This is a genomic window from Achromobacter sp. 77 (genome assembly GCF_020541125.1).
GTDB lineage: Bacteria > Pseudomonadota > Gammaproteobacteria > Burkholderiales > Burkholderiaceae_B > Achromobacter > Achromobacter mucicolens.
In genome coordinates, this window is the sequence record NZ_CP059848.1 from 3,009,878 (window position 1) to 3,021,777 (window position 11,900).

Consider the following 11,900-nt stretch of genomic DNA (forward strand, 5'->3'; position numbering starts at 1 on the left):
CGCCCCATCACCGCATCGCGGCCAGCATCAGATCCAGATTCTGCACTGCCGCGCCCGATGCGCCCTTGCCCAGGTTGTCGAACACGGCGGTCAGCAGCACCTGACCGTGCGCGGCATTGCCATACACGCCCAGCCGCAGGTCGTTCGTGCCGTTCAGCGCCTGGGGATCCAGGTTCGCGTGCGTGACGGCCTCGTCGCGCGGCACGACTTGAACATGGGCGGCGCCCGCGTAGTGCTGTTGCAGACAATCATGCAGCGCCGCGGCGTCCACGCCGGCGGGCAGCAGGCGCAGGTGCAGCGGCACGGTCAGGACGATGCCCTGGCGGAAAGCGCCGTAAGACGGCACGAACACCGGACGCTGCGTAAGGCCCGCATGCCGCTCGATCTCGGGCGTGTGCTTGTGAGCCAGACCCAGGCCGTAGACCTGGAACGCGGGCCCGCGCGCGCCTTCCGCGCCTTCGTAGGCATCGACGCTGGCGCGCCCGCCTCCCGAGTAGCCGGACACGGCGTTGATGACCGCCGGATAGTCGGCGGGCACCAGCCCGGCCTGCACCAGCGGCCCCAGCAGCGCGATGGCGCCGGTGGGATAGCAGCCCGGGTTGCTGACCCGCAGCGCATGCGCAATCCGCTCGGCCTGACCCGCGCGCATTTCCGGAAAACCATAGACCCAACCCGTGTCCGTGCGGTGCGCGGAACTGGCATCGATGATGCGGACCTTGGGATTGACGACGGAGGCGGCGGCCTGCCGCGCCGGTTCGTCGGGCAGGCACAGAATCGCGATGTCGCTGGCGTTGATCGCCTCGGCGCGGCGCTGCGGGTTCTTGCGGTCGGTCTCGGGCAGCGTCAGCAACCGCATGTCGGTGCGGCCGTGCAGCCGCTCGTGGATCTGCAGGCCTGTCGTGCCCTGGTCGCCGTCGATGAAAACTAGAGGTTGGGTCATGGTGCGGTCCGGATGGTTGGGCGTTGCCTGATTTGTTCAGGAATGCACGTCATCTTCGATCCCGCCAGCAGATAAGAAAAGTCGAATATCATGACCGTTTGATTCAGTTTCTCTGAATGACAAAGGCGCGGCGGCGCCGCCACCGAAACCCATCCCGGAATCCCTCATGCGCGAAATCAGCCTGGACCGTCTGCGCACCCTCGTCGCCATCGCCGACCTCGGCTCGTTTGCCGACGCCGCGCGTGCGCTGCATCTGGCGCCGCCCACCGTGAGCCTGCACGTGTCAGACCTGGAAGCCCGCGTCGGCGCGCCGCTGCTGACGCGCAAACGCGGTCAGGTCAGGCCCACGCCCATCGGCGAAACGTTGCTGGAACGGGCGCGCCGCCTGCTTGCCGAGGCGGACCAGGCGCTGGACGACGTGCAGCGGCAGGTGCAAGGGCTCGCCGGCCGCGTGAGGCTCGGGGCCTCCACTGGGGCCATCGCGCATCTGCTGCCGCAAGCGCTGGAAACGCTGGGCCGCGATCATCCCGGCATCGACGTGCAGGTGGCGGTACTGACCTCGCAGGAGACGCTGCTGAGGCTGGCCGAAGGGACACTGGACGTGGGACTCGTCGCGCTGCCACAGCCGCCCATGACGGGACTTGTGCTTCGACCGTGGCGCCGCGATCCGGTGATGGCCTTTCTGCCCGCGTCCTGGAAAGCGCCCGCGCGCCTCACGCCCGCGTGGCTGGCCGAGCGGCCGCTGATCCTGAACGACGCCAGCACCCGCCTGTCGCGGCTGACGGGCGAATGGTTCATGGCCGCCGGTCTGAACCCGCGCGCGCGCATCCAGTTGAACTACAACGACGCCATCAAGAGCCTGGTGGCCGCCGGTTATGGCGCGACCTTGTTGCCGCATGAGGCGACCGCGCCGCAACCCGATCCGCGCGTCATCATGCGGCCGGTGCGGCCCGCCTTGTGGCGGCCGCTGGGCATCGCGCATCGCGCCGGGCAAGTGGAAGCGGCCACGCAGCACGTGCTGGACGTGTTGTGGGAATTGCGCGCATCGGGCGGCAAGGCCGCGGCGTCGTCATCGAACCGCCTCAGCCCGTCTTGCGCAGCCTGACCGGCGCAGACGCGCCACGGCGGAAAAACGCCGCCCGCTGGCTTTCCTCGCGCAACCGGCGCGCGCGTGAGCGGAACAGGTCCTTACGGCCCACGATGCCCAGCAACCGGCCGGAATCGCGGTCGATGATCGGCACGCGCCCCGCCCCGGACAACGCCATGCGGTCGGCGATCTGGCTGGCCAGTTCATCGGGATGGCCGAACACCAGTTCGCGCCCGTCCAGCGCCTGCGCCAGCGTCCGGTCGTCCGGCTCTCCTTGCAATGCCCACGCCAGCGTGTCGGCGCGCGTCACCTCGCCCACCACGACACCTTGCGCGTCCAGCACCGGATAGCTCGTGTGGACGGGCTGCGCGGTGGTGAAATGCGTCACGGCCTGCGCCACCGTCATCGTGTCGGGCAGCGTCTGCACCGGGCTTGTCATCACGTCGGCGACACGCAAGAGGTCAAAGGGATCGACGCGATATTCGCGGCTGATATGGTGGCCGCGGCGTGCGATCTTCTCGGTCAGGATCGACCGCTTGAGCAGCAGCACGGTCACGCCATAGGCAAACACGCACGCCGACAGCACCGGCAAGAGCGCCTGCAGGTTGCCGGTCAGCTCCACGGCAAAAAGCGTTGCCGTCAGCGGCGCGCGCATCGTGCCGCCCATCATCGCCGCCATGCCCACCAGGGCCCAGAACCCCGGGTCTGCCTGCGGCAGCACGGGCGACGCCAACGCGCCCAGCGCGCCGCCAAAGATCAGCAGCGGGGCCAGCACGCCGCCGGACGTGCCCGACCCCAGCGCAATCGACCAGATCGCAACCTTGACCACCAGCAGCACCAGCACCGCCTGGAACGCCAGATCGCCCGCCAGCATGTGGCGGATGTTGTCGTAGCCCACGCCCAGCGCGGCGGGTTCTATCAGGCCGCCGATGCCGATGGCCAGTCCGCCGATGGCGGGCCACCACATCCAGTGGATGGGCAGCTTCTCGAACAGGTCTTCGGCCGCATACACCAGCGACGTAAGCACGCCGGACCCAAGGCCCGCCAGCACGCCGACTGCGGCGCACGCCACCAGATGCCACGGCGTGAAGACAAACGTGCCGGCATACGCAAAGATCGGGCCGGGCTCCATGACGAAGGCGCGCGTTGCAGCCGCCACCAGCGCGGCCACGGCCACGGGCAGGAAACTGCGCGGCTTCCATTCGAAGAGCAGCAGTTCAACCGCCAGCAACACCGCGGCCAGGGGCGTTCCAAAGATGGCCGTCATGCCGGCCGCCGCGCCGGCGACCAGGAGTGTCTTGCGTTCGCCGTCGTCCAGGTGGATGGTCTGCGCCAGCAGCGACCCGATCGCGCCGCCCGTCATGATGATGGGTCCTTCGGCGCCGAACGGGCCGCCGGTGCCGATGGACACCGCCGACGACACGGGCTTGAGCACCGCCACCTTCGGCTGGATGCGGCTCTTGCCGATCAGGATGGCTTCCATGGCTTCGGGGATGCCGTGGCCGCGGATCTTTTCTGAGCCGTAGCGCGCCATGAGGCCGATGATGAGGCAGCCGATCACCGGGATGGCCACCGATCCCCACCCGAGACGGCCAGTGGTGATGGGCAGGTCGACAAAGGAAAACAGGCCGTGATAGGCCAGGTTCGTGCAAAGTGCGATCAGGCGCAACAGGATCCAGGCGGCCGCGACGCTGGCCAGGCCGACGGGAATGGCAAGACCCATCAGCAGGACGACGCGCCGGTCCGTGGTGAAGTCGCCGAGCCGCAGTCCGGGCCGGGCGGAAGAGGAAATGGGAGGCATGGTCAAAGCAACTTGGGAGTATTCGCACGGAATTTGAGAAAAGTCATATATATCGTAGCACGACATATATTAGAATCGCGCGGTGAACGCCTCCAAGACCCCCTCTCGCCTGTCTCCCGCAGACTACGAACTGCTCGCGGACTTTCGCTATGCGTTGCGAAAATTCGCGGCCTTCAGTGAAAGCGCGGCCGCGGGCCTGGACCTGATGCCGCAGCAGCATCAGGCGTTGCTGGCCATCAAGGGCACGCGCAAAGGCGCTCCCGGACGCCGGGGCCTCTACGTTGGCGAAATCGCCGACCGCCTGCTGATCCGCCCGCATACCGCGGCTGAACTGGTGGGCCGTCTGGCGCGGCTGGACCTGGTCAGCCGCGAAGCCGACCCGGAAGACGGACGCCGCGTCGAGGTCGTGCTCACCGCCAAGGGCGAGCGCATGCTGGAAAACCTCTCCGCCTCGCATCTCGAAGAACTGCACGCCATGCGTCCGCTTCTGACGCGATTGCTGGCGCGCATGGGCGCCGACAACGGCAAGGACTGATCCCCCCTCTCCCTTACACCTGTTTGGCATAAGCTCATGCCGTCAGGTAATGCGCCTCGTGATAAATTGTCGCCCCGCGACATATCAATGCGTCGCGAGGAGAGATTGTCTTGGGTGTTGCAATCAAGCGCTGGCTGGGCTCGTTCGCGCCAGCGCCCGTGGGCGTCAACGGACGCGAAAAACTGTACGGCGCAGTCGGCGCCCTGCTCGGCCTGTTCTGCACCGAGTGGGTGGGTCGTCACGCGCTGGGCGCGGACAATCCGTGGTTCATCGCGCCGATGGGCGCGTCGGCGGTGCTGCTGTTCGCCGCGCCTGCCAGTCCGCTCGCCCAGCCCTGGTCGTTGATGGCCGGCAACCTCGTGTCGGCCCTGATCGGCGTGTTCTGCGCGCAATTCATTCCCCTGCCCGGCGTTGCCGCCGCCGTCGCCGTGGCCCTGGCCATCGGGGCCATGTTTTCCCTGCGCTGCCTGCATCCGCCCAGCGGCGCGGTCGCGCTGACCGCCGTGCTGGGGGGACCTGCCGTCGCCAAGCTCGGCTACGGTTTCGCGCTGTGGCCCGTGGCGCTGAATTCGGTCATTCTTCTTGCCATCGCCGTCGTCTTCAACGGCGCGCTCAAACGCAACTACCCCCGCCGCCACGCCGAACCGGCCGCCGGACACCATACGCGCGACCCCATCCCCAGCGCGCGGCTGGGCTTTTCGCGCGCCGACCTTGACGAAGCGCTGAGCCAGCGCGGCGAGCTGCTGGACATCAGCAAGGAAGATCTGGAAGACATTGTGCTCGCTGCCGAACTGCGCGCCAGCGTGCGCCGCTTTGGCGATGTGCGATGCGCCGACATCATGTCGCGCGACGTGGTGACCGTCTTGGAAAAGGACCCGCTGGACTACGCGGTGCGGCTCTTTGACAAGCACCGTTTGCAGGCGCTGCCGGTGCTGGATTCGGCAGGCCGCTACGCGGGCATGATTGCCCAGGGCGATGTGCTGGCGCGCAAGAGCCGCCCTGCGCCCGTCGCCACGGATGCCGCCTTCGCGTCCGATCTGCTGGTCGCCGACTGCATGCGCAGCGAAGTGCCTTTCGCCACGCCCGGCCTGCCCGTGATCGAGCTGGCGCGCCCGATGTCGGACAGCCTGCATTGCGTGCCCGTATTGGACGAGGGCCGCCATCTGCAGGGGCTGGTGACGCAGTCCGACCTGGTGGCTGCGCTGTATCAGATGGCCGTTTCGGCCAACTCCCAGCCCGCCGGCACGCACAAGCTGGCCGCCTGAGCCTCCGTAGCCCTACGGATTCCGGCGCGGGTTTGCCGCAAGGCATAATGGCCGGCGTGAATCCCCTATCCCGCGCGCGCACCTTTCTCTGCTGGCTGGTCCTCTTCTGTCTGGGCGCAATCTGGATCGCGCGCCAGGAGTACGCGGATCAGTACGAGCGCTTCTTCCAAAGCACCAGCATCGCCCAGCGCATGCTGAGCCAGAAGACGGTGCAGCACGAAGCCGTCCTCGCCACGCTGGCCGCGCTGTCGCATCCGCCCGCTCCCGAGCGCCTTTTTCCCAGCCTGCAGCCCGCCCTGCCCCAGCTTCTGGGCCTGGGCTATCTGCCGGGTGGTGTGTGGTCGGGCAGCCTGCCCGAGCCCGCCGGCCTGACCACCGCGGTGCAACGCGCGCGCCAACTGGACCGGCCCGTCACCGTCGCCGTGGACGACGCGCGCTACTGGCTGGTGTCCCCATCGGGGTGGAGCCTGCTGATCGACGCGCGCCACCTCGTGCCGGCCGCTGACTTTCCCCCGGGCCTGGGCAATCTGACCCTCACGGTGGATCGCAAGCCGCTACCCCTTCTGGACAAGCAGCCCGACGCGTCTCTGGCCGGCTGGACGCTGGCGCTGCAAAAGCCGCTGGGCGCGGCCAGCCAGCCGTTCCAGATGCGCAGCACGCGCACGCTGACGCCCGCATCCTGGCCCTGGGCCGTCTGGCTCGGATGGGCCGCGGCCAGCGGCCTGCTGGTGGCCGGCGCAGCCGCCTGGCAACGCTCGCGCGCCGAAGCGCGCCGCCAGCAGGAGCAAGTGCGGCTGTCGGCCATGGCGCGCCTGAGCACGCTGGGTGAAATGGCCGCCGGCATCGCCCATGAACTCAATCAGCCGCTGACCGCCATCCTGGCGCAAACCCGTGCCGCCCAGCGTCTGCTCGATGACGAAGACGAGCGCCCCGCCGTGCGCCATGCGCTGCTGGCCAGCGCCGAACAAGCCAAGCGCGCCGCCGACATCATCAGCCGCATGCGCGCGCTGGTGCAGCCCAGTTCCCCCGCGCGGCGCGAAGCCATCGATCCGGAGGCGATGATCGCGTCGCTGCGCTTCCTGCGCGAACCGGAGCTGGCTAGACAAGGCATCCGGCTGACCTGGACCAACGCCAGCCCCGGCGCGCGCCCGCTGGGTGACCGCGTGGCCCTCGAACAGATCCTGCACAATCTGGTGCAGAACGCGGCGGACGCGCTGGATGGCGCCACCGGCGCGCGCAAGATCGCCCTTGAAGGCCGCGTGGTGGACGGCCAGTACCAGTTCAGCGTCAGCGACACCGGCCCCGGCATCGCCGCGGATGCAATGCCGCGCCTGTTCACGCCGTTCTACACCACCCGCGACCAGGGCATGGGCCTGGGTCTTGCCCTGTGCGATACCTTGGCCGGGTCGATGGACGGCCGCATCGCCGCGCGCAACCTCAGTCCCGCGGGCGCCTGCTTCACCGTCAGCCTGCCGCAAGCCGGAGCCGCCGCATGAATCCCAACGACCATTCCCCGCTCGTGTATCTGGTGGATGACGACGATGCGGTGCGCGATGGCCTTGGACTGCTGCTGCGCAGCGTCGGCTTGCGCAGCGCGGGCTACGCCGACCCAACGGCGTTTCTGGATGCCCTGGCGCAGCCCGTGATCGGCTGCGTGGTGCTGGACATCCGCATGCCCGGCATCAGCGGCCTGGACGTGCTTGCCCAGCTTGCCGACCGGTCCGACCTGCCCGTCGTCATGCTGACCGGGCACGCCAACGTGGACCTGTGCCGCCGTGCATTCAAGGGCGGCGCCATGGAGTTCCTGCAGAAGCCGGTCGACGACGATGTCTTTCTGGATGCGGTGCAGGCGGCCGTGCGCACGCACATCGCCAGCCGTGAACGCCTGGCCCTCACGCAGGCGGCGGCGGACCGCCTGGCGCGTCTATCGGCGCGCGAACACGAGGTTCTGGCGCGCATCGTGCGCGGCATGAGCAACAAGGAAATCGCGCGCGAGTTCGACCTGTCGCCGCGCACGGTCGAAACCTATCGCGCCAACGTCTTTGCGAAGCTGGAAGCCGAATCCCTCGCGCAGCTGATCCGCCAGTACGCGACCCTGCTCGACTGATACGCCTCCGTAGCGCTACGGAGGCGCGCGCGTAGTCGGGCGTATACCGGGTTTTCGGCCTTTTGGCCACACTGTCTGCTCCTACCGCAACACCTCACAAAGGATGCAGACCATGAAGAAGCTTTCGCTTGCCGCCCTGATTTCCACGCTGGCCTTTGCCGGCGCCGCCCATGCCGCCGTGCTGAGCGAGAGCAACCTGTCGATGACCGACGCACAGAAGCTGGCGACTGCCACGGTCGCCGCCTGCCAGGCCAAGGGCTACAACGTCAGCGCCGCCGTCGTGGACCGCGCCGGCCTGCTCAAGGCGTTCGCGCGTGCCGACAACGCTGGCCCGCACACCATCGAAGCCAGCCGCGCCAAGGCCTTCACGGCCGTGTCGGCCAAAACGCCCACGCTCACCATGATGGAAAACGCGCAGAAGAATCCCGGCGCCGCCAACCTGACCGACATTCCCGGCTTCCTGCTGCTGGGTGGCGGCGTGCCGATCAAGGCCGGCAACAGTGTGATCGGCGCCATTGGCGTGGCCGGGGCGCCCGGCGGCAATCTGGACGCGCAATGCGCCGATGCCGTGCTGGAAGAAAACGCCGCGCTGTTCAAGTAAGCGCGCGGCCGCGCCCTGGATTAAGGCTGCCGGTCCCTGGCCACGGCACGCGCCAGCGCCAGGTGCTTGCTCAGCAGCAACGCGTCCGCGGCGGCCGGATCGCGGCGTTGCAGACGCTCGCTTTCCGACGGCTCCAGCTCGGCGGCGCGCACCAGCGACATCAGATCGCGCGTGGTGGTCTCAAGCACCGGCGTCAGGGTGTCTTCGATCAGCTCGCCCTTCACGTAGGCCTGCATGCGGGTCGACAGATTGCGCGTATGCGTCAGGTTCGCCTCGGCCAGCATGCCCGCTTCGTAGCGGATGCTGGTCTGGCTCCTGACCTCGTCCCTGATCTGGAAGAATCGGTAGTTCTGCGACTCCTTGTCGCGCGTCAGGTCCAGCGTCTGCTGCGGCGCCAGCGCGGTGTGATAACTGGCGGACAGATTGGCGCGCTGCTCCTGGCTGACGCCCAGATCGAACAACGGCCGGCCGCTCACGCTGCTGCTTTGCGAGACCTGATACGTGAACTGGTCGACTTCGCTGGTCTTGTACGGATTGCTCGCGTCGCCATTCTGCGAGATCGAGGCCGAGAAGTCCGCCACGCCCGACAGCAGGCTGCGGTACGTGTAGCCGGCCGCAGCGATGCGCGGCGCCTGACTGGAGGGTGCCGCGCCCGCTTCGTAGCTCTGGTGCAGTTCGGCGAAAGCGTCCTTGAATAGCGACATCATTGCCTCGTTGCCCCGGCCCCGGGTGCGCGCGGCGTCGAACTGCTGCAGGTAGTCGCTGACGGCAGCGGCGCGCTGCTGGGCGTTGCCAAAGAGCGCGGACTTGCTCACGTCGACGTCGACCTTCACCACGCCCTCGGCGCTCTTGATCGCCAGCGAGCGCTGCTTGCTGTCCGCGGAAAACTCGACGGATTGCGAGATGACGCCATTGGCCGTGGTCGTGGCTTGCAGTGAGACCGACGACAGCACGGCCGTGTCAAACTTGGCCAGGCCGGACCACGCCATGCGCGGCGGCACCGACGCCAGGCCATCCACCGCATCCTGGAACGCCTTGGACAGACCCGCAATCGCCTTGCGCTCGGTTTCCGAAAGCTCGCCCTCGGCCACGTCGATCTGCACTTCCAGACCGTCCGCACTGTTGCGCAGTCCCACCTCCACCTTCACGCCGCTGGCGGTGGTGATGCGCAGCGTGTACGCGTCTTCGGGTTGGCCGGCCGAACCGGTCTGCACGGCGCCCAGGGCGCCTACCTGTCCGGCGCCCGGCAGCATCCGCGCCGATTGCAGGTAATTGCCGCCATCGGTCGTGAACCGCTCCAGCAGCGCCGAGGCCACGCCCTCGAGCCGGCCAGCCAGCGTGCGGGCCGCGAGTGTTTCGGCCATGACGGCGGAAACCTTGTCCGACGCCTCGCGCTCCCAGACGACGCCCGTCGCAGCGGGCTGCGTCGTGTAGGTCAACGCGGGGGCCGTGCCCTGCCCCAGCGTCACCGTCGTGGAGGCGGGCGCCGCGGCGATCTCGGGCGGATCGCCCGCCCGGGTCACGCCCGTGGCAGGCGGCGTCAGGCCGATCGTGGTCACGGCGCCTACGGAGGCAACGGATGTCATGGCGTGTCTTCCTCTTGGCGGCCGCGCGGCATGTTCGCCCGCCCGGCCGGGGTTTCCTTGAGAAATGTAACGGCACGGAAACGCCAGACTTAAGCCCCGGGCGGGCAGCCCCGGGCGGGCAGCCCCGGGCGGGCAGCCCCGGGCGGGCAGCCCCGGGCGGGCAACGAGACCGCCGGGTGCGGGGCCTTGCCTCATTCACGCGTGGACCGCAGCCTCTCGCGCCGCCGCAGTGAGTGCGGCGACCAGCGTGTCGGCATCCCTTGCCCCGTCATACCGCACGCCGTTGATGAACAGGGTCGGCGTGCCGTTCACGCCGCTGCGCACGCCGCCGCTGAAGTCCACCTCGATCTTGGAATCGAACGCGCCGCCGAAGGCGCGGTAAAGCACCTGGGCCGACAGGCCTATTTCCGCACCGTAGGCGAACAGGTCGTTTTGCGTCAGGGCATGCTGGCGCTCGTACAGCAGGTCGTGCGCCTGCCAGAACTTGCCCGCCTGCGCGGCCGCCTCGGCAAACTCAGCGGCCGCGACGGCGTCCGGATGCAATTCCGAAATCGGGAAATTGCGGAACACGAAGCGCATCTGGTCCCCCAGCGCGCGCTGTACGGCCTTTAAAACCGGATAGGCTTCGCCGCAATACGGGCATTCGTAATCGCCATACTCCACCAGCGTCACGGGCGCGCCTTCCGGCCCCTGGATGTGGTCCTGCGCATTCACGGGAATGAACAAGCGGCTCATGATTGCACTCCTTGCAAGGCGGGGGCCAGTTTGTCGAGCGCGTCCAGGATGCCGTCGGCGCCCGGGTTGATGCCCAGCGGCGACACGTAGCTCCACCGGATGACACCCTCTGCATCGATCACAAAGAGCGCGCGCTCGGCGATGCCTTCCGGTTCGCGGTAGACCCCGTAGCGCCGGGCAACCTCGCCCTTCGGTTCGAAATCAGCCAGCAGCGGGAAATGCAGCTTGCGATCGGCCGCGAACGCAGCGTGGCACCAGACGCCGTCCACCGAGATGCCGACGAGCTGCGCGCCCGCCTTGTGGAATTCGGGAAGGATCTGGTTGTAAAGCGCCATCTGGTCGCCGCAGACCGGGCTCCAGTCCGCGGGATAGAACGCCAGGATCAACGGCCGGCCGCGCAGTTCTTCCAGCGCAACCGTCTGGTCCGGCGTGGCCGGCAAGGCGAAGGACGGGGCGGCCGTGCCGGCTGGCAAGGCGGCCGCGGGGTAGTCGTGTGACATGGAAACGTCTCCTGGACGCGCCGCGCGCGGCGCAAGGGTCTGGACGGCAGCCGACCGGCTGGGGATCAGCGTTGGGCGCGCGTCGACTCGTACAAGAACCACGTGCGGCGTTCGGCCTCGTCGATCCAGTTCTCGATCAGGCTGGTCGAGGCGACGTCGTTGTGGGCCTCGCACACGGCGTGCGTCGCGCGCAGAAAGCCCGTCAGTCGGCGGTTGTCGTCGGCCAGCTCAGCCAGCATGTCCCCGGGGGTCACGTAATCGGCGTCGTTGTCGGCAAGACGCTGCAGGCGCTGGATGTGGCCGATCGAACGCAGCGTGGTGCCGCCCACCTTGCGTGCGCGTTCGGCAATGACGTCCGTCGTGGCGTAGATCTCGTCGCCCTGCTCGTCGAGCATCAGGTGATAGTCGCGAAAGTGCGGGCCCGACATATGCCAGTGAAAGTTCTTGGTCTTCAGATACAACGCGAACATGTCTGCCAGCAGGCCCGTCAGGGCGGCGGCGATGTCGACCCTGGCCTCGGCGCCCAGATCGGTGGGCGTGCGCAGGGGAGCGGTGATGCGGGTTTGAAGCGAAAGATCGTTCATGGAATTCTCCGGGTTGGCTTCACGAATCGGGTATCGATTCCCGATGGAAACCAGAATAGCCACGGCGCCGCGCCGGCAAAATCGGCTCATCGTTTTCTCCAGTCATACGAAGGTTTACCCAGGAAATACGGGTGTTTTCTTTCAAACATGGCTGATAAT

Annotated in this window: 12 protein-coding genes; 6 read left to right on the plus strand and 6 right to left on the minus strand. The window is 67.9% G+C overall.

What is annotated here, in order from left to right:
• Window positions 1-7 precede the first annotated feature (7 nt).
• Entirely contained in the window at window positions 8-940 is a 933-nt protein-coding gene (argC, locus tag H4P35_RS13920) for an N-acetyl-gamma-glutamyl-phosphate reductase (RefSeq protein WP_226845941.1), read from the minus strand.
• 166 nt (window positions 941-1,106) lie between these two features.
• Between argC and H4P35_RS13925 the strand changes: the two genes are divergently transcribed.
• On the plus strand, window positions 1,107-2,045 hold the full coding sequence (locus H4P35_RS13925; protein ID WP_226845943.1) for a LysR family transcriptional regulator: 939 nt from the start codon (window positions 1,107-1,109) through the stop codon (window positions 2,043-2,045).
• Here the strand turns inward: H4P35_RS13925 and H4P35_RS13930 are convergent.
• Window positions 2,023-3,828, minus strand: a complete 1,806-nt coding sequence (locus H4P35_RS13930; protein WP_226845945.1) for a chloride channel protein — start codon at window positions 3,826-3,828, stop codon at window positions 2,023-2,025. The two genes, H4P35_RS13925 and H4P35_RS13930, sit on opposite strands and share 23 nt — an antisense overlap.
• A gap of 82 nt (window positions 3,829-3,910) precedes the next feature.
• Here H4P35_RS13930 and H4P35_RS13935 point away from each other — a divergent pair, with 82 nt between their 5' ends.
• From H4P35_RS13935 to H4P35_RS13955, 5 genes are all read left to right on the plus strand, one after another.
• Window positions 3,911-4,363 (plus strand): MarR family winged helix-turn-helix transcriptional regulator, encoded by a 453-nt coding sequence (locus H4P35_RS13935; RefSeq protein ID WP_142055105.1) that lies wholly within the window; start codon window positions 3,911-3,913, stop codon window positions 4,361-4,363.
• Between the two features lie 110 nt (window positions 4,364-4,473).
• Window positions 4,474-5,628 (plus strand): HPP family protein, encoded by a 1,155-nt coding sequence (locus tag H4P35_RS13940; protein WP_152384535.1) that lies wholly within the window; start codon window positions 4,474-4,476, stop codon window positions 5,626-5,628.
• Window positions 5,629-5,684: 56 nt separating this feature from the next.
• Window positions 5,685-7,124 carry a sensor histidine kinase gene (locus H4P35_RS13945; protein WP_370638923.1) on the plus strand — a complete coding sequence of 480 codons (1,440 nt, stop codon included), beginning with the start codon at window positions 5,685-5,687 and terminating at the stop codon, window positions 7,122-7,124.
• Window positions 7,121-7,735 (plus strand): response regulator transcription factor, encoded by a 615-nt coding sequence (locus tag H4P35_RS13950; protein WP_180098693.1) that lies wholly within the window; start codon window positions 7,121-7,123, stop codon window positions 7,733-7,735. Before H4P35_RS13945 ends, H4P35_RS13950 begins: the two co-directional genes overlap by 4 nt.
• 112 nt (window positions 7,736-7,847) lie before the next feature.
• A complete protein-coding gene (locus H4P35_RS13955) occupies window positions 7,848-8,336 on the plus strand; it encodes a heme-binding protein (protein WP_226845948.1) in 489 nt (162 codons plus the stop codon).
• A 20-nt stretch (window positions 8,337-8,356) separates the two neighbouring features.
• On the opposite strand, the gene H4P35_RS13960 is transcribed toward H4P35_RS13955, so the two are convergent.
• The 4 genes from H4P35_RS13960 to H4P35_RS13975 all read right to left on the minus strand — a co-directional run bounded on the left by H4P35_RS13960 (window position 8,357) and on the right by H4P35_RS13975 (window position 11,741).
• Window positions 8,357-9,922, minus strand: coding sequence for a hypothetical protein (locus tag H4P35_RS13960; protein ID WP_226845950.1), 1,566 nt, complete (start codon window positions 9,920-9,922; stop codon window positions 8,357-8,359).
• 195 nt (window positions 9,923-10,117) lie between these two features.
• The gene (locus H4P35_RS13965) at window positions 10,118-10,657 is read right to left on the minus strand and encodes a thioredoxin domain-containing protein (protein ID WP_226845952.1); all 540 of its coding nucleotides are present in this window, start codon (window positions 10,655-10,657) and stop codon (window positions 10,118-10,120) included.
• Window positions 10,654-11,157 (minus strand): redoxin domain-containing protein, encoded by a 504-nt coding sequence (locus tag H4P35_RS13970; RefSeq protein WP_056318540.1) that lies wholly within the window; start codon window positions 11,155-11,157, stop codon window positions 10,654-10,656. Before H4P35_RS13970 ends, H4P35_RS13965 begins: the two co-directional genes overlap by 4 nt.
• 65 nt (window positions 11,158-11,222) lie before the next feature.
• A complete protein-coding gene (locus H4P35_RS13975; protein WP_226845954.1) occupies window positions 11,223-11,741 on the minus strand; it encodes a Dps family protein in 519 nt (172 codons plus the stop codon).
• Window positions 11,742-11,900: the final 159 nt, after the last annotated feature.